The 17067-nt window shown below is 60.1% G+C and carries 19 protein-coding genes and 1 pseudogene; 8 read left to right on the forward strand and 12 right to left on the reverse strand.

Annotation, left to right across the window (positions count from 1 at the left end):
• Positions 1-29: 29 nt before the first annotated feature.
• A complete protein-coding gene (locus tag ACP5EL_RS00075) occupies positions 30-1121 on the reverse strand; it encodes a saccharopine dehydrogenase family protein (RefSeq protein ID WP_428400421.1) in 1092 nt (363 codons plus the stop codon).
• A 234-nt stretch (positions 1122-1355) separates the two neighbouring features.
• Here ACP5EL_RS00075 and ACP5EL_RS00080 point away from each other — a divergent pair, with 234 nt between their 5' ends.
• Positions 1356-1748, forward strand: a complete 393-nt coding sequence (locus ACP5EL_RS00080; protein ID WP_428400384.1) for a secondary thiamine-phosphate synthase enzyme YjbQ — start codon at positions 1356-1358, stop codon at positions 1746-1748.
• A 40-nt stretch (positions 1749-1788) separates the two neighbouring features.
• On the opposite strand, the gene ilvE is transcribed toward ACP5EL_RS00080, so the two are convergent.
• Positions 1789-2655: a branched-chain-amino-acid transaminase gene (gene ilvE, locus ACP5EL_RS00085; protein ID WP_428400385.1), complete on the reverse strand. Its 867-nt coding sequence runs from the start codon at positions 2653-2655 to the stop codon at positions 1789-1791.
• Between the two features lie 140 nt (positions 2656-2795).
• On the opposite strand from ilvE, the gene ribH reads away from it, so the two are divergent.
• From ribH to ACP5EL_RS00100, 3 genes are read left to right on the forward strand one after another with little or no spacing between them, the layout of a single operon-like run.
• Entirely contained in the window at positions 2796-3206 is a 411-nt protein-coding gene (ribH, locus tag ACP5EL_RS00090) for a 6,7-dimethyl-8-ribityllumazine synthase (protein ID WP_428400386.1), read from the forward strand.
• 2 nt (positions 3207-3208) lie between these two features.
• Positions 3209-4345 (forward strand): pyridoxal phosphate-dependent aminotransferase, encoded by a 1137-nt coding sequence (locus ACP5EL_RS00095; RefSeq protein WP_428400387.1) that lies wholly within the window; start codon positions 3209-3211, stop codon positions 4343-4345.
• Positions 4342-4710 carry a type II toxin-antitoxin system VapC family toxin gene (locus ACP5EL_RS00100; protein WP_428400388.1) on the forward strand — a complete coding sequence of 123 codons (369 nt, stop codon included), beginning with the start codon at positions 4342-4344 and terminating at the stop codon, positions 4708-4710. The genes ACP5EL_RS00095 and ACP5EL_RS00100 overlap by 4 nt, the downstream gene beginning before the upstream one ends.
• Positions 4711-4792: 82 nt before the next feature.
• Here ACP5EL_RS00100 and ACP5EL_RS00105 read toward each other — a convergent pair whose 3' ends face one another.
• The 3 genes from ACP5EL_RS00105 to ACP5EL_RS00115 are packed head-to-tail and all read right to left on the reverse strand — an operon-like array spanning position 4793 to position 6735.
• On the reverse strand, positions 4793-5554 hold the full coding sequence (locus tag ACP5EL_RS00105; protein WP_428400389.1) for a hypothetical protein: 762 nt from the start codon (positions 5552-5554) through the stop codon (positions 4793-4795).
• Positions 5551-6513 (reverse strand): GTP cyclohydrolase MptA, encoded by a 963-nt coding sequence (mptA, locus tag ACP5EL_RS00110; protein WP_428400390.1) that lies wholly within the window; start codon positions 6511-6513, stop codon positions 5551-5553. The genes ACP5EL_RS00105 and mptA overlap by 4 nt, the downstream gene beginning before the upstream one ends.
• 6 nt (positions 6514-6519) lie before the next feature.
• Positions 6520-6735, reverse strand: coding sequence for a hypothetical protein (locus tag ACP5EL_RS00115; RefSeq protein ID WP_428400391.1), 216 nt, complete (start codon positions 6733-6735; stop codon positions 6520-6522).
• Positions 6736-6963: 228 nt separating this feature from the next.
• On the opposite strand from ACP5EL_RS00115, the gene ACP5EL_RS00120 reads away from it, so the two are divergent.
• Complete coding sequence (locus ACP5EL_RS00120; RefSeq protein WP_428400392.1) at positions 6964-7605, forward strand: RNA 2'-phosphotransferase; 642 nt, start codon at positions 6964-6966, stop codon at positions 7603-7605.
• Here ACP5EL_RS00120 and ACP5EL_RS00125 read toward each other — a convergent pair whose 3' ends face one another.
• Positions 7606-8217, reverse strand: a complete 612-nt coding sequence (locus ACP5EL_RS00125) for an undecaprenyl diphosphate synthase family protein (RefSeq protein ID WP_428400393.1) — start codon at positions 8215-8217, stop codon at positions 7606-7608.
• A 63-nt stretch (positions 8218-8280) separates the two neighbouring features.
• On the opposite strand from ACP5EL_RS00125, the gene ACP5EL_RS00130 reads away from it, so the two are divergent.
• A complete protein-coding gene (locus ACP5EL_RS00130; RefSeq protein ID WP_428400394.1) occupies positions 8281-9489 on the forward strand; it encodes a TIGR00297 family protein in 1209 nt (402 codons plus the stop codon).
• Positions 9490-9823: 334 nt separating this feature from the next.
• Here ACP5EL_RS00130 and ACP5EL_RS00135 read toward each other — a convergent pair whose 3' ends face one another.
• Complete coding sequence (locus tag ACP5EL_RS00135) at positions 9824-10027, reverse strand: hypothetical protein (protein ID WP_428400426.1); 204 nt, start codon at positions 10025-10027, stop codon at positions 9824-9826.
• On the opposite strand from ACP5EL_RS00135, the pseudogene ACP5EL_RS00140 reads away from it, so the two are divergent.
• Positions 10016-10201 (forward strand): annotated as a pseudogene (locus ACP5EL_RS00140) (transposase); the annotation flags it as partial. The gene ACP5EL_RS00135 and the pseudogene ACP5EL_RS00140 sit on opposite strands and share 12 nt — an antisense overlap.
• A 79-nt stretch (positions 10202-10280) precedes the next feature.
• On the opposite strand, the gene ACP5EL_RS00145 reads toward ACP5EL_RS00140, so the two are convergent.
• Entirely contained in the window at positions 10281-11612 is a 1332-nt protein-coding gene (locus tag ACP5EL_RS00145) for a cache domain-containing protein (protein ID WP_428400395.1), read from the reverse strand.
• Positions 11613-11822: 210 nt separating this feature from the next.
• Here ACP5EL_RS00145 and msrA point away from each other — a divergent pair, with 210 nt between their 5' ends.
• Positions 11823-12206: a peptide-methionine (S)-S-oxide reductase MsrA gene (gene msrA, locus ACP5EL_RS00150; protein WP_428400396.1), complete on the forward strand. Its 384-nt coding sequence runs from the start codon at positions 11823-11825 to the stop codon at positions 12204-12206.
• Positions 12207-12271: 65 nt separating this feature from the next.
• Here the strand turns inward: msrA and ACP5EL_RS00155 are convergent, their stop codons facing one another.
• The 4 genes from ACP5EL_RS00155 to purD all read right to left on the reverse strand — a co-directional run bounded on the left by ACP5EL_RS00155 (position 12272) and on the right by purD (position 16924).
• Entirely contained in the window at positions 12272-13252 is a 981-nt protein-coding gene (locus tag ACP5EL_RS00155; protein ID WP_428400397.1) for a pYEATS domain-containing protein, read from the reverse strand.
• A gap of 263 nt (positions 13253-13515) precedes the next feature.
• A complete protein-coding gene (locus tag ACP5EL_RS00160) occupies positions 13516-14343 on the reverse strand; it encodes a DUF6602 domain-containing protein (protein ID WP_428400398.1) in 828 nt (275 codons plus the stop codon).
• A 95-nt stretch (positions 14344-14438) separates the two neighbouring features.
• Positions 14439-15431 (reverse strand): bifunctional N(6)-L-threonylcarbamoyladenine synthase/serine/threonine protein kinase, encoded by a 993-nt coding sequence (locus ACP5EL_RS00165; protein WP_428400399.1) that lies wholly within the window; start codon positions 15429-15431, stop codon positions 14439-14441.
• Between the two features lie 62 nt (positions 15432-15493).
• Positions 15494-16924 (reverse strand): phosphoribosylamine--glycine ligase, encoded by a 1431-nt coding sequence (gene purD / locus ACP5EL_RS00170; protein WP_428400401.1) that lies wholly within the window; start codon positions 16922-16924, stop codon positions 15494-15496.
• Positions 16925-17067: the final 143 nt, after the last annotated feature.

Consider the following 17067-nt stretch of genomic DNA (forward strand, 5'->3'; position numbering starts at 1 on the left):
GCTCAACCTCTCGCCTGCGGCCTTCAGACCTAGCCGACCTCCACCTCGACCTCGGCCCCCAGCCTCTCCAGCTCCTCGACGAACCTCGCCGTGTCGACCAGATGACCCATCATCCAGAGGCCCGGAAGCTTCGCGGTTCCGTCCAGATACTGGGCTAGGAAGGCCGCGACGGGCATCGCCGTGAACTCGTAGACGTCGTCGTGCCTCGCCGCCATCCTGACCGAGAGCTCTTCGCCGTCCGTCTCCCCTTCCGCCTCCAGGACGACGGCGACCGCCTCACCGGGCGCTTTGAACCGCTTCGACCCCCAGACCATGAGCCATGCCAGCTGTTTTTTCCCAAGCCCCCTCTTCACCCCGCCGAGGAGGAAGGCGAGGGGGGTCACCACGTAGTCGACAAACCAGTTCAGCCCGGCGACGTAAGCCGCCAGCTCCTCGATCCCCTGCCTCGCCGGCAGATCCCTCATCTCCGAGAGGGTCGTGGGGTAGCAGGTCATCTCTCCCAGGGGTGGGCCGAAGTCGACCTTCCGGAGGTCCCGATAACCGGCCCGCCTCCATTCGCCGCCCCTAAAGATCTCGGCGGAGTAGTCGCCTAAGGTCTCGACGAACTCCAGGACCGCGCCTCCGGGATCGAAGTCGCTCCTCATGGCGACGGAGACGGCGGCCTTTCTGTAGTCAGAAAAAAAGGCCCCCGCCCTCCGGACGAAGACCGAAGGGAGGCCGGGGAGAAATCCCGCCCTGGTCACGAAGGTGAGCCCCGCCCTCTCGATATCGGGGGCGAGGCCTTCGAGGACCGCCACCACCTGCTCTGGGTAGTGGATATCCAGGTAGTCTGCACCCGCCTCCATGGCGGCCCTCGCCGTCGTCTCGACGAAGGAGGTGGTCGTCGCCGCAGCGATGACCAGGTCGGCCCTCCCGAAGGGCTCTGCCAGGGTCGGAGGGTCGGAGGCGTCGGCGAAGGCCCAGGATGCGCGGTCGCCGGAGAACTCACGGTTCAGCTCCTCCGCCATGGCCTTCGCTTTTTCATCGCGCCTTCCGGCCACGATCAGATCGGCGGGGGTATTTTTGAGGATCGCCCTCGATATGGCAGAGCCTGCACCGCCGTACCCGCCCAGAACCAGGATCGTCTTCTCCGTCGCTAATCCTCCTCGATCTTTAGCCCAGAATGATCAGAACGCTGAGAGAATATCAACCTCTGGGGGTAAAGGGCTTTCGGATCTTCTGAGATCACGGCCGCGGCCCCCGAGATCGGAAAAGAAGGATCGATGGCCTAAGAGGCAGACGTTCTATCCCCGCCCGTTCGGTTTAAATTCCCAACGTCCCATAGATCTCATCCGAGAGAAATTGGGGTGATCATAATGCTTGAGATAAAGACCGAAAAGCCCGCTCAGGTCATAGACATAACCCATCAGGTGAACGAGGCCGTAAAGGAGATCGGTGTCCAGGACGGCATCTGCCTCGTCTACAGTCTGCACACCACCACCGGTATCGTGATCAATGAGGCAGAGGGCGGCCTGGTCCAAGACCTCCTCGCCCGGCTGGCCTCCCTCGCGCCGCCTGGAGAGGGCTACCTTCACGACAGGATCGACGAGAACGCCCATGCCCACCTCCAGGCCGCCCTCCTCGGTAGCAATCAGGCGATACCGATCGAGGAGGGGTGCCTGGTTATGGGAACCTGGCAGAGAGTCCTCTTCGTCGAGCTGGACGGCCCCCGGCGCAGGAACGTCCTTCTCAAGATCGTCCCCCGCTAGGCCGTCATCATACTTCTTTGATAATTTTAGTGGATGCCCTTCAGATCGGCGTTCCCGTCGTCTGGGTCATCTCCTTGAAGCCCGCGATCAGGTCCATGGTGATGGGACCCGGCTTGCCGTCGCCTACGGCCCTGCCGTCGATCTTGGTGACGGGAGCGACCTCCGCCGCGGTGCCCGTGACGAAGATCTCGTCGGCGGTGTAGAGGTCGAAGATACCGAGGTGGACGCCCTCCACCGAGTATCCGCGAGCCAGGGCTGCCTCGATGACGGCTTTTCTGGTGATGCCTTTGAGGTTGTTCAAGGTGTGAGGCGTGAATATCTTCCCGTCCTTGACCACGAAGATGTTGTCGCCGCTCCCCTCGGAGACATTTCCGGCCTCGTCCAGGAAGATGGCCTCGTTTCCGCCCTTGACGTTGGCCTCGATCTTGGCGAGGATGTTGTTGAGGTAGTTGAGGGACTTGATGTTGGGAGGGAGCGCCGCCGAGGAGTTCCTCCGAACGGTGACGGTGACTGCGACCAGGCCCACCTCGTAGAGGTCTCCGTACATCGCCTCCCAGCCCTGAGAGATGATTATCACGGTGGGCTTTGCGCACTTTCGAGGATCGAGCCCCAGGTCGCCGACGCCCCTGGTGACGATGGGGCGGATGTAGGCGTCCGAAAGGCCGTTCTTCCTGAGGGTCTCAAGGATCGCGTCCGCCATCTCCACCTGAGTGATGGGGATCTCGAGCATGATAGCCTTGGCAGAGTCGTAGAGCCTCTCGACGTGCTCTTCCAGCCGGAAGACCCTCCCGTTGTAGGCCCTGATCCCCTCGAAAACCCCGTCGCCGTACAACAGCCCGTGATCGTAAACCGAAACCGCCGCCTCTTCAGCGGGAACGAACTTCCCATCTAGATAGACCCAACTCATAAGGCATCCACCAGCTCGCATAATTGGCAAGGGATAAATGGGTTTTGACCGTGCGGCTCCGCCCTGGGTCGATCGATGGGTTTATTAGCCCAAAATGCGCCGAGCTAAAGAAGCAGCCTCCCTTTGGCGGTGTTGGATCTATGATAAAACTTGGTTTTGTGGTCGCTGAGTTCAACCGGGATATTACCTACCAGATGGAGATCCTGGGACGAGAACATGCGGAATTTCTGGGCGCAGAGGTCGTCTGCGCCCTGATGGTTCCCGGCGTATACGACATGCCCCTAGCCGTAAAGAAGCTTATCGGGCGCGATGACGTAGACGCCGTGGTGACGATCGGTTGCGTCATCCAGGGCGAGACCGGCCACGACGAGATCGTGGCCCAGCAGGCCTCAAGGAAGATTATGGACCTGGCCCTGGAGTTCGACAAGCCCGTCACCCTGGGGATATCCGGTCCCAAGATGTCCAGGATGGACGCGCATCGCCGCATAGACTACTCCAAGCGCGCCGTGGAGGCCGCGGTCAAGATGGTCAGAAGGCTAAAGGGTGATTAGATTTGGTCTCAGAGAGACTCGCCTCGATCCCCGAGTCCACCACCATGAAGATCTCGGCGATGGCCAAGAAGCTGAACGCCGCGGGCCTCGACGTCATCGACCTGGGGGTGGGAGAGCCCGACTTCGATACCCCGAAGAACATCTGCGATGCCGCCATCGATTCGATCCGGAGGGGGGAGACCCACTACCTCCCCACCAGCGGGATCCCGGAGCTTCGGGCGGCGATCGCAGAGAAGCTCTACAACGACAACGGCATCGAGATCTCCCCCGATCTCGTCTCGGTGGTTCCCGGAGCGAAGATGGCCATCTTCGCCGCGATCCAGGCCCTCCTGGACGAGGGGGACGAGTGCGTCCTGATAGGACCCTCCTGGGTCAGCTACGAACCCTGCGTCAACTTCGCCGGGGGGAGGGTCCGGTGGGCCCAGGTGGACGAGGAGTTCAAGCCCACCGACCTCGCAGATTCGATCACCTCCAAGACGAGGATGATCCTGGTGAACTCTCCCTCCAACCCCACCGGAGCCGTCTTCGGGCGGGAGATCCTGGAGGAGATCGGGGATTTGGCCATCGACCACAATCTCGCGGTCCTCTCCGACGAGATCTACGAGAAGATCGTCTACGGCCAGGAGCATATCAGCATGGGGTCATTTCCTGGGATGTCTGAGAGGACGGTGACCGTCAACGGCTTCTCCAAGTGCTACGCCATGACCGGCTGGCGGCTCGGCTACCTCGCAGGGCCCCAGGAGGTGATGAAGTGGGTGAACAGGATCCTCTCTCACTCCGTCTCCCACGCCACCACCTTCGTCCAGTGGGCGGGGATCGAGGCCCTCAAGGGCCCCCAGGATAGCATCCGCGCCATGGTGGCCGAGTTTAAGGAGAGAAGAGACCTCCTGGTCTCGGGGCTTGAGGATATCGGGATCGTCTGCTCTCTTCCCGGCGGGGCCTTCTACGTCTTCCCCGACGTCTCGGAGTTCGGGGGCGGAGACAGCTTCGCCGAGAGGATGCTCTCCGAGGCGATGGTGGCGGCCACGCCCGGGTCGGCCTTCGGCCCCGGCGGCGTGGGTCACGTCCGCATCTCCTACGCCGCCTCCAAGGAGAGGCTCACCGAGGCCCTGGAGAGGATGGGGAAGATGCTGGGGTGAAACGCGAAAAGTCCAAAGCCGGGGGTTATTGTTATTCCCTCGGCGCAGATCTGATCTTCTCTTTTCGTGCTCCGATGGCCGAGGTGGCCAACGTAGCCTGGAAGAGGGTCGCTTTCTTCGACGAGCCGAAGAGCGAGGCCCTCAGGGTGCTGGGGCTATCCAGGGAGTTCATCCTGGGAGTCTGCAGGGCCATCCCCTCCCAGGAGCTTCTGGAGGAGGCCTTTGAGATCGCCACAGAAAACCGGATCCCGATCTACGACTCGCTCTTCGTCGCAGCCTCCGAGAAGATGAACGCGCCCCTTTTTAGCACCGACAGGAAGCTTTACGAGCGGATCAGGGAAAGAGATGACGTAGTTCTGGTATGAGATATTGTCATCCCAAAACCTCTGCAGCCAAAGGCCGGGGCAGAAGCCAGCTGTTCCCCGGAGAATGCCCAACCCCGCGCCCCTACCCCATCCTCCGGCCCCAGTTCGTCTTCACCATCATGGCCATCCGGGGGTTTTTGAACTGCTTGTAGATGGCCAGGTCCTTGGGGTAGCCGATGAAGGGGTCGATCGTCCCCTGCTCCATGTTGGCGACCCAGACCTTGATCTCGGCGAGCTCCGCCACCTCCCCCTTCTCCCGGAAGAAGGCGATGAAAGGTCCGGGGCTCTCGGCGTGGGGGACGATGACGACAGAGCCCTCCATCCCCTCCACCAGCTCCACCTCCTCGATCGAGGGAAAGATCCAGAAGTCGAGCCTCTTGCCTTTGGGGCCAGCAAAGGCGAGCCTTCCCGAGGAGCCGTCGGCCGGGGTGTAACCCGCCCCCGCCATGAACTCCACCAGGAGGTCTCTGAGGTTCAGCCTCGCGAGCTCATCGATCTCCTCTCCCGAGTCCTGGTACCTCTTGAAGGCCAGGGCGAAGTCGGGGTCGGCGTAGTTTCCGGTGTGGACGAAGTGGAACATCCGGTCGTTGATCTTCATCACGCTGTCGAGCTTGGGGAGGTTGATGAAGATCGGCTCGCCGCTGAGGAGGTTGAAGAATATGGCTGAAGCGACGTGCTTTTTTCCGAGGATCTTCTCGAGCTCCTTTTTTTCCTCTGCGGTGAGGTCTGCCCTCCTCACGCAGTCGTAGACCCGCTGGAGAAGCTCGTAGCGTGCTATGATCTCCTTCTCGGCGAGGAGGGCAGACAGGCAGCCTCCCATAAGCTCTATCTTCTTCTCGGTCATCTCTTAGGCACCTCTCTCGCGCTGGCGGAATCTTCGGTCCCCAGCTCCGCCCGAAGCTCCCCCATGGTGGCGGACCTCTCGGCGAAGGCGTTGTGCTGGTGGATGCTCTCTTCGTTCACCTGCTTTAAGACGATCACAGCGTCGTCGGGCAGGTCCTCGAACGCCTCGACCAACTTCTGGGCCATCGTTCTCACGCAGTCCTCTACGAACTTGGGGTTGTTGTGGGCCCTCTGGACCACCAGAGCCTCATCGGGCCGCTTGAGAAGGCCGAAGACCCGCGAGCTCATCGATCTCTCGATGATCTTGATTATCTCGTCGAGGGATACACAGCGTCGGTCGCAGACCTGGATCGAGATCATGCCCCGACCCCTCTGGTTGTGGGTGGCCACGGGGAGCTTCGCCGCAAAATCGAAGGCCTCCTCCTGGCTGAGGCCGAGGGTCAAAAGCTCCTTTCTCACCTGGTCTCTCATGATCTCCTGGGCGCAGGGGCAGGCGGTCATCCCCACCACCTCGGCCCCCACCAGCTTCCTCACGTGGCCAGCCTTGGCCACCGCCTCGGCGAAGATGTCCACCACCTCCTGGCCTGCGGTCCTGGTGACGGGCGAGCTCCTCTCGACGATGTACTCGCTCTTCATCTTCACCTCGGCCCGGGTGGCGTACTCGTGCTTGGATAAAACCCGGCGGGCGATCTCGCCGCAGAGCTCCTCGATCACGTAGACCGGCTCGTTTACGGCCTCCTCCAAGACCTCGTCTATCACCTCGAAGTTTCGGGACAGGTTCGCCCCCTTCCGGTCCGAGGGCAGGTCGACGAAGACCTCGAAGTTGGAGATGAGGACTATCGGCCGCCCCTCGTCCTCTCGGAGGACCTTGACCAGCTTCTTGACCCCGGTGAGGCCGACGCGGGTGAGGTTTATGGGGTACTCGGGTTGACAGGCCTGAACGTCTGGCAGCGTCTCCAAAGGGCATCACCTGCAGATCTCGTCCTCGGACTCCAGTTCGTCGGAGAGGGCGATGAGCTCTTTCACCTCCGCCATGAGAGCCTCCAGGGTCTCGGATATCTGGCGATCCCGCTCCTCCAAAGTATGGAAAAAGGTCTCCAGCTCGGCGGAGAGCTGCTCATCGTCCAGATCAAGAAGGTCGCTGCACTTCAGCCCTCTCTCGATCTCGTCCAAATCCAGCATGGACAGATCTCTGAGTTCAAATTCTATTTCAGGCTTTGCCCGCGGTTCGCACCATCGACCTCGGAGCCTCGGCTCTGGACCCGGATTTTGCGAGATTGGGGCGTTGGCGTGCCAGATGGCCGGGATCGCGGCTCTCGAGCCGTCTCGCCGGTCTGAAGTCCGTCATCCTCTGGAGTCAGCTATATTTATCAATAGGGCCATCTTCTATTCCTGCCGGAGGAGAGAAGCGTGATCAAGAGATGTCCAGAACACGGGTTTTTCCGGGGAGAGCGCTGCGAATGCGGCAACGCCGGTCAGATCGTCCTCGAAGAGGAGAGAAGCGAGAAGCTCGGCAGGCTGGTGGCGGGAGCCCTCAGACACTTCCCCGACGATCTCGGCCTGGACATGAGCCCAAGAGGCTGGGTGGAGCTGGACCATCTCTCCGAGGTGATCGGGACCAGGTACCGCTGGGCCAATAAAAGGCTGGTGATCGCCCTCGTTCAGTCAGACCCCAAGGAGAGGTACGAGATCAGGGAGGGGAAGATCAGGGCGAAGTACGGCCATTCGGTGGACGTGAGCCTGGACTATCCTCCAAACGAGCTCTCCGACCTCTACTACGGAGCGAACGAGGAGGAGGCGGACAGGATCCTGGAGGTCGGGCTGAAGGCGGCGACCCAGCGTTACGTCCATCTCTCCACCACCCCTGAGAAGGCCTGGTACGTGGGCACCTTCAGGACTAATAACCCCCGGGTGATCAGGGTCGATGCCGAGGCGGCTCAGGAGGCGGGGGTTAAGATGATGACCGTGAGCGAGAACATAGTGATATCCGAGAACGTGCCTCCGGAGTACCTGGGCCTCGTCGCCCTCGCCCATCCGCAGGATGAGGGTTGATCATCTCCCAAATCTTCTCTCCCTCCTCTGGTAGTCCCTGACGGCCCGAAGAAAGTCGACCTTCTCCAGCCGGTCCCACGATCGGTCGATGAAGTAGAGCTCAGAGTAGGTCGACTGCCAGATCATGAAGTCGCTCAGCTCTTTTCCCCCCAGCCGTATCATCAGGTCGGGTCGCTGCCGGAGCCGGAGCCTCGACTCGATGGCGGCCTCGTCGATCTCGTCGGGGTTGACGAGGCCGGATTTGACGTCTTCGAGAATCGACCTGATCGCCTCGGTCACCTCCGCCTTTCCGCCTCGGCCGGTGAAGACGACCAGGTTCATAGGACCGCCCTTCCCGAAGCCGATCTCCTCGTCCTCTGCGAGAAGCCTACCCTTTGCCGGGATGTCCGATAGCTCTCTTGCGATCTCCTCGACCGATTCGGCCCCGGCCCGCTCAGGAAAGAGCGTCGCCTCGCGGACCCCCAGGGAGGTGCACCAGCCCGCCACCTCGCAAACCTTTCGCCACCATCGGGACCTATTCGCCTCGGTGGAGATGACGACGGCTATGCAGGATGGGACCTCGCCCCTCCTGATCTCCTTCTCCAGCAGTTTTTCGCGCGCGCGGTCGAGCATTTCGGCACCTGGACGGTTCCCTCGAGAGAAAGTATTTTTGCGATCCCCTTCATCTAGCGGTCCGTGAAGAGAGAGGCTAGGGCGAGGATCTGTGTGGGTCTAACGGTGCTGTTCATTCCTTATGCCGGGCTTTATTCCGTTCTCCCCCTTCTGGCCCTCTTCGTCGCAGAGCGGGGGGTTAGGGTCCTCGCCGCCTCCCTCGCCTTCCTCCTCGTTTTGAGCTTCGGACTTGAGCCGACGAGCCTCAAGCTCCCCCTTTATCTGGTGGCGGTATCCTTCGTCGCCCCCACCTTCGGGGCCGCGGCCTCCCGGAGGTTTGCGGGTCTCGCGGGGAGCCTCTCCTACCTGGCGGCGACGACGGTCCTCGGCTGCCTGGCCATCCTCTGGACGGCGACCGACGCCGGCCTCGAGCCCGAGAGGCTCCTCTTCCTGGCGACCCTGGGGGGGCTCTCCGGCGCCTTCCTCCACTCCGCCTCCCGGAGGGCGGAGAGGGACTTCGCCGTCCCCTTCGGCTCCTGCATGGTGATGTGGCTCTTCAGCTTCGATTATCCTCTTCCGGAACTTGAATACATGGCTGGCATATACGTCTTCGCCCTGGCCCTGGGGATCGCCGCCTACAGGATGAAGGCGGCCGACTCCGAGGCCGTATTGAGCGAGGTTATCGTCTGCCTTCTCGTCATCTTCTTCGCGAACATATTCTGGTTTCTCCTCCTCCTCTCCTTCTACCTCCTGGGGAGCGGGTTTACCAGGTACAAGTACGCAAAGAAGCAGGAGATGAGGATAGCCCAGTCCCGAGGCGGCGTCCGGGGCTACAAGAACGTCTACAGCAACAGCCTCATACCCCTGGCCCTGGCGGTCCTCTACGGGGTTTACGGCTCAGACCTCTTCGCCTTCGCCTTCCTGGCCTCGGTGGCCACCGCCACCGGGGACACCCTGGCGAGCGAGATCGGCGAGACGGCTAGGTCGACCCCCCGGATGATCACCAATCTTCAGCCCGTCCAGCCGGGCGTCGACGGCGGCGTCACCCTCCTCGGCGAGGCTGCCTCGATCTTCGGCTCCCTCTTCACCGGCCTCCTCGCCGTGGCGACGGGGATGGCGGGCCTTTCGGGCCTGGCCGCCGCCCTCCTGGGGGGCTTTCTCGGAACGAACTTCGATAGCCTTCTCGGCGCGACTCTCCAGTCGCGAGGATACCTGAGCAACAACGGCGTCAACCTCTTCGCCACCCTCTTCGGCGCCCTGGTGGGCGGAGCGCTCTGGGCGGCGGCGATGTGAGGTGAGCGGCGGTCGGGAAAATTTGGTGGTCCTCCGGCCCCAGTCCAGAGGGGAGGGGACCCGGGCCGGAGAATAGATGATGGTGATGGTGGCCGGAGATATTCGAGCGTGATTTGAGCATATATGCCCAAATATCCGAGTTTTGAATAGATATGCTCAAATCATCTCCCTTTGAGCCGATCTGCTCAAACCTCCAACCTCCCCCTCTTTCTGCCCGAAGAGCTCGGGGATATTTTAAATCTTTTTATATATAACCCTGCTGCGCTGCGATGACCGGCTCCAGCAACCCCACCGCCGGCTCCTCCGGCGGCGCTCACCACTTGAACGACTTTCCTCACGTCGGAGCCGGCACCATCAGCAGGTAGTGGGCGAGGGCAGCAGCTAGCGCCACGAAGCTGAGGATGAGAAAGAAGCCGGAAACCTTGAGCCGCCAGTGCTTTTTCGAGATGATCAGCTGGTACTTCTCCTTGGAGTCGCGGCTGGAGTTGATGTTGATCCCATAGCTCTTATTGATACCGCAAAAGCGATCAAGGGGCATTGGAAAGGAGTTCTGAACTATATAAACTCTAGAATAGATAACGGAATTTTAGAGGGAATAAATAGCCTCATCCAATCAGCAAAAGACGACGCGAGAAGATTCAGAACCACAAAGAATTTTATCATAACTATATATCTTAGATTAGGGAAACTCAAGTTCAATCTACTCACATGAAACAGCGAGGATCCAAAAGATTTAGGGTCCCATTCGACACTAGAATTAGGACTCCAGACAGTTATCTATTTTTGCAATTTCAGGCGTCAGCTGCCCTCTCCTCGCCCTCAAGGTAGATCCCAGCCCCAAGCCACCAGACGTCGTCGACTTTCGTCACGTAGCTCGTCTTGGGCTCCGTCTCGCCCGAGATGGGATTTGTCCATAGGTACTCGAAGAAGCCGCTCCTGTTTTCGGCGATCGACCTCATCTCCCGGTTGATGCGGACGCCTTCGGAGTTCTGAAGGTCGAGGCGGTTTGTCCCGACGGCCGAGGGAAGGTAGGGGAGAGCAAGGCTCGTCCCGTTGAAATCTGCGGCGAAGATATAGACGTCTCCCCTCACGAAGGGACCTTCGAGGTTCATGAAGTCTTTTGTCGCGAGGTCCCTGCCAAAGATCTGGGTGTAGGAGGCCGCAGACTCGACGAAGGCCGCCAGCTCCTCCTTCGATGCCGGTGGCTGGTGAGACGATTCGGCTTCCTCGACCTCTCCGATCTCGTTTATGTAAATCTCCGAGCCGAGCCACCACTCCTCGTCCACGGCCCTCACGTAGCCGAGCTTGACGGAGGGGGTCATCTTCTTCGCCGGGTCCGGGTAGGAATAGTAGACGAGGCCCGTCCCCTCCTCAGCGGCGTCCATGAGATCGCGAATGAAGTGGGCGCCGTAGTGGTCAGGCTCTTCGGACCGGTCCTCTCCCACCAGCTCCGGCTGGATGGGGTGGGCCAGAACCCGCCCGTCGAAGTCGTAGGCAAAGATGTAGCGGTTGCCGTCGACGAACTCACCGTCTCTGTCGCCGAAAGCCTCCAGGGCCTTCTCCCTGCCGTTCTCCTGGGCGTAGGCGGCGGCCTCATCGACTAGATCGACCAGAGCGAGGCGGGACTCGGCGCTGAAGACGGCCGAAACCTCCGGTAGCCAGACCCCGGTCCCGAGCCACCACTCGTCGTCGACCTTGGCGATGTAGGAGAGCTTCAGCTCAGGGGTGTCGTTCTTCTGGGCGTTGGGCCGGACGTAGTAGGTGAAGCCTCCGCCTCTTGAAGCAACGTCGTTCAGGTTTCTGTTCAAAAGTACGCCATTAACATCTCGAAAGTCGGTATGGTCTTCTCCCACCATCTCCGGTCTGAAGGGATGAGCGAGGCAGGTCCCATCAAATCCGAAGGCGATTATGTATCGGTCTTCTGTGACGAACAGGTCGGTTCCGTAGTTGAACTCCTCCAGAGCTCTCTGCTTGCCGTTCTCCTCGACGTAGGCGAGGGCCTGGCCCGCAAACTCCAGAAGGCTCTGGGAAGTCTCGGGAAGTTCGTTCAGGTCCGAGCTTCCGGCATCTTCGTAGGCAGCGGCCTCAAGGCCAAAGGCTCCGGTCGATAGGACCGCTATCAAAAAAATAATGAACGATATCGATTTGCCCCACATGGGACCTGAGTATAAGTGAAGTTGTGTATTAATTCTTCTGTATATTGTAGTAATGAAATTTAGCGCCATCGGTCGGCTGCCTTCAGCTCAGAACAGGTTTCATACTGGGATCCATCCTAAAAATACTGTGGATTTAAACGCTAAAAGGCTGAGCTATCGAGGTCGGAGCTGAGTTTTATGCTGTTTGAAAGAGTTGAATCTGAGGGGCTCGCTCACTACTCCTACATCGTGGGTGACAGAGGCGAAGCGGTGGAGGTGATCTACGATCCGGGGGTCGTCTCTTACGAAGAGCTTCTCGACCTCTTCTGGTCGATCCACGATCCCACCACCAGGAACCGGCAGGGGCCGGACGTCGGGAGCCAGTACCGCTCGGCGGTCTTCTACCACAGCCCCCAGCAGGAGGCGGCGGCCCGGGCCAAGATGGAGCAGCTCCAGAGGTCGGGCCTCTATAGGGGAGAGATGGTCACCGAGATCGTTTCCGCCTCCGAGTTTTATCGGGCCGAGGAGTACCACCAGAGGTACTTCGAGGAGCACGGGCCGAGAGGGTGCAGGCTCTGGTGACGGTTGACGACCCTGACGACCCCGCTGAAAAAAAGGTCTGCTCAGGCGGCAGAGCGGCGGGCGGCTCACCTCACACGGACGAAGGGCACCCCCCGCCGCTGGGCGTCTCTCAGCAGATCGCCGAAGGAGAAGTCGTAGTCGTACTCAAAGACCCTCCCGTCTTTCATGGTCACCGTGATCGGCATATTGAAGGCTCCCCAGGTCCAGAGCTCCAGCTCGAAGTCGTTGTAGGGGTCAGTGCTCGTCTGTTCTGAGGGGCTGAAGGTGGGATGGAGCTGGTAGTGGACCGATCGGAGGTCGAACTTGTCCGGCCCCGTTACCAGGACCTTGATCTTGAAGATCTGCAGTCCAGCCGAGTTGTAGGAGTAGTAGACCCTGCCTGTGGCCGGGTCCACGGCCTGGGTGACTATCCGGATATCGGGCTCGGTGGCCGGAGCCCCGCCCGGCCAGACGTAGATCCAGAGGACGTTGCTCCATCCAGTCATCTCGCCATAGACTGCCAGCTGGTGCCATCCCGGCTCGACCGCCTCGTACCAGCCGTTGATGTACCCTTCCGCCACGTATCCGATGGAGATCCACTCATCCCGCCCGTCTGGGAATATCTCGTAAGACCAGAGCTGCTGCGGCCGGTCGTTATCCAGAAGGAGGTTTGTCCTCTGGCCGGGCCAGAAGCCCGAGGGATTCATGCTCCAGGCCCCGTTGTAGAGGATGAAGGCCTGGAGCCCCGGCATCCCCGGTATGGTGGCGAGGGCGCTGCTGCCGCCGATGGAGCTGGCCCGGCTGCGGGTCAGGGTCTCCCCCTGGGAGAGGTCGGCTTCGGCCTCCCCCGAGGAGGCCGACGGCGTATACGACGGCTCTGGGCCGGCGGCGGGCATGGTGGCTGTGGGCTCTCCCGACGGCGGGCCATCGATTGATCCGCCGAGAGTGTCGGGCGCGACCTCCTCTTCGGGCTCGAAGGGCGAGGAGGGGGCCTCGACGGCGAGGGCCGAGGCCGAAAGGATCACCGCGAAGGCGAGTAAGATGCAGATTGATCTATTCGATTTCAACTATATCCACCTCTATTCTAATTTGTTCAATCGGTGATTTATATATTTCGTCGATCGATTCTGCTGTACCTGTCTTGTGGAAAACTTTCATGCCCAGCGATATCTTTTATAGCGGACCATTGCGTTCCTGACAACGGATCAAAAATAATCTCTGTCGTATTCAACATCGAAATAATTTACATGGGTCATCGGTTAAGGAGTTTAAACTACACGATCTCGCCATTTTTCACACGATTTATGCGTTACCTAGATTTGATCCGATTTCAGGACCGACTTGCTGCAGCCTCCTTGACCAAGCTAAACCTTCGTGGCTGAAGATCATTTAGCCCGATATACCATTGACGATAACGTTCCTTTCCGCCTTCGATAGGGAACCAAGCATACTGCATATTGAGTTCGGAGTGTGGACATATGTCCCACACGACATTACTCGAAAAGTACGCATGTGCTAAACCAGACAAACAGTAGCTATGCCATACCGGTCCTTGAATGCTCTGGGCGTCTTCTCCTTTACACCAATACCTAATGAAAATGTCCGGCCCTGCGGCGATCCAGTTTATCGCTCGGCTTTCTTCTCCATTGGTGACCTTTTGAACGATACCAAGAATGCGCTCAGGTCCTCCGATGGTATTGTAGGGCTCATAAATGAAAAGGCCCGCCAAGCATTGCTGATTTCCGTTGGTGCGTATCATCTCAACATCATCAGCAATTTTCTGCAGAACCTCTTCCAAGTCTCTCGACATCGGCATCCGGGTTTTCACTTCAACGATTCCAATCGCCATGTCTGGAGTGACTATCCTCAGTTCTCCATCTTCAAACAAAATCGGCTTGTCACGTGAACTTATGAGTATATCGATTTGATGAGATGTTGTATCCGGACCGCATACGAAACCGGTTCCAATGTGATACGTCTCAGCAATATGACCTCTAAGTACTTTTCTAAGGACTGCTTCTTTATGTTCCCCAACCGTGAGCCAATGATTTGAACCGATCAAATATTGAACACGGTCCTTGGTAGCCTTTAGTTCCGCAGCAATTGATTTATGATATTCTAAAAAGTCACGTTGACTCATGGTCTTTCCACCCTGCAAAAGGAGATGAGCGGCTCCTCAGGATAAAACCGGTGCCAGCCCTCGTTCAATGTCTCCCGATCTTCTTCCACCATAGATCGCCCACCCTTGAGAACCTACTGCCACGTGACCTCCACCTCGTCCGTCCGATACCCCGGCCGGACCCTCGACTCGGCGAGGGGCGTGGTGACACCGCTCTTCATCATTACCAGGCCGGTATAGGCGATCATGGAACCGTTGTCGCCCATGAACCTCTTCTCGGGGACGAAGAACCGCGCCCCCCTCTCCTCGCACATGATCTTCAGCATCTCGCGGAGGCGGGAGTTGGCGCCGACGCCGCCCACCAGGAGCACCTCCTCCTTCTCGGCGTGGGCGAGGGCCCTCTCCGAGACCTCGACCAGCATGGCGAAGGCCGTCTCCTGGAAGGAGGAGCAGACGTCGGCGAGATCGTGCTTCTTTGCTGCCTGAGCCGCGGCGGTGGAGAGGCCGGAGAAGGAGAAGTCCATCCCCTTGACCACGTAGGGAAGCGGTATGTACTCCTTCGCGGACTTTGCGAGAGCCTCCAGCTTGGGGCCGCCGGGATGGGGGAGGCCCACCTGCCGTGCGAACTTGTCCAGGGCGTTTCCGACGGAGATGTCCAGGGTCTCGCCGAAGATTCGATAGCGACCTCGCCTCAGGGCCAAGACCTGAGAATTTCCGCCGCTGACGTATAGCACGACCGGATCGGTGGCGCCGGTCTTCCACTTCCCCACCTCGATGTGGGCGATGCAGTGGTTCACCCCCACCAGGGGGACGCCGAACCGCAGGGAGAGGGCGCGAGCTGCCGTGGCCACCGTCCGCAGGCACGGCCCCAGCCCCGGCCCCTGGGAGAAGGCGACGGCGTCGATCTTGAGGTCGTCCTCTCGGGCTGCGTCCAGGACGGCTCTGACCACCCCGGCCATGTGCTCTGCGTGATGCTGGGCCGCCTCCCGCGGGTGGATCCCGCCCTTGGCGGGAACGTAGGTGGCGCTCTTCTCGGCGATCACGTCCTCCTCGTCCACCAGGGCGGAGCTGAGGTTCCAGGCGGTCCCCTCCAATCCCAAAACGATCGTCCTTCGGTCAGCTTCCATCTCTCGACCAGCTCCAAGATTCATAAAGCAATATTATAATTTCACGTTTCAGGGATAAGGTTTCAGGGGGATAGGCCGATGTCTTTGCGGTACCTGATCCCGTTGAACCTGATCTTTCGGATGTTCCGGTAGGCCTTCTCCCTCGCCTCGGTGAGGCTCTCGCCCCGGCCGACGACGGTGAGGACCCTGCCACCTGTGGTGTAGAGCTGCTCGTTCCCCGCGGCGTCGGTCCCGAAGGCCGTTCCGTTGTGGTAGACCAGAACGTCGGGGTCGACCTTTTCGAGACCCCGGATGGGCATGTTGGTGTAGTGGGGACCGGGGTAGCCGGGCCTCTCCTCCTCGGTCCCGCCGCTGGTCACCGGCTTGATCACACGCCCGCTGATGGCGCAGACCCCGACGCAGGCCTCGGGGGACCATTCGAGGTCTATGGAGTCGAGCTCTTTGTTCAGGACGGCCTTGGAGAGGAGGTACATGTCCGTCTCCAGACGGGGGAGGATCACCTCGGCCTCCGGGTCGCCGAGCCTCACGTTTATTTCGAGAACTCGCGGCACCTTCTCCTCCTCCTCCTCACAGATCATCAGGCCGAAGTAGATCATCCCCGAATACTCGAAGCCGGTCACCTCCTTGAACCCCTTTATGGTGGGAACGGCGATCGTCTCCATGATCCGGTCTGTTAGATCCTGGTCCAGCCAGGGGTGGGGCGAGTATCCGCCCATGCCGCCGGTGTTGGGGTTGTTATCCAGGTTCGGGTTTCCCGAGAGCTTGTTGAAGAGGCGGATCGCCACCCCCTCGTCGGGGGCGAAGGCCCGCTTGTAGTCCATCGCCGACTCCAGAGGGAGGACGGTCCGCCCGTCGGAGACGGCGAAGAACATCAGCTCTCTTCCCGAGAGCCTCTCCTCGATGTCGACCCTTCGGCCGGCGTCGCCGAAGAGCCTCGGCTCCACCATGATCCTCTCGATCGCCGAGACCGCCTCCTCCTGGGAGCTGCAGACGATCGACCCCTTCCCCGCGGCGAGGCCGTCGGCCTTCACCACCAGGTTCTTCTCCGGAAAATCTCGATAGAAGGCGGATGCGTACTCCTTCGCCTCGTCGGGATTGCTGAAGTTTCGGTGGCGAGGGATGGGAACCCCGATGCTCTGGAGAAAGTCTTTGGTGTCGCACTTGCTCCCCTCCAGGATCGTCGCCTCCCGCCGCGGACCGACGATCTGTAGCCCCGCCTTCGAGAAGACGTTCACGATCCCGTCGGAGAGGTAGCCCTCGGGCCCGACGAAGGTCATATCGATACCCACCTCCCTGGCGAAGGAGATGAGATCTGCGATCTCCTTGATGGGGCGTCCCCTCTTCTGGGCGATCTCGCACTTATCGAGCATCGAGCTTCCCGCGTTTCCGGGGGCGACGTAGACCCGCTCCACCAGAGGGCTCCTGGCGAAGGCGTGGGCTATGGCGTTTCCCCTCCCGCCTGCATCAACAACCAGAACCTTTGCACCAGACATTTGATCTACCGACAAGTTCGTGGTATATGCCAATAGATAAGGGTAATTGATGGAGAGATCGCACCCCCCGGGCCGATGACTATATTAAAGGAGGTCAGTCCATCTGGGGTCTTTAGAGGAGTCTGCAGCCTCCAAAGCCCGCC

The organism is Methanocrinis sp. (genome assembly GCF_049974945.1).
Lineage (GTDB): Archaea > Halobacteriota > Methanosarcinia > Methanotrichales > Methanotrichaceae > Methanocrinis.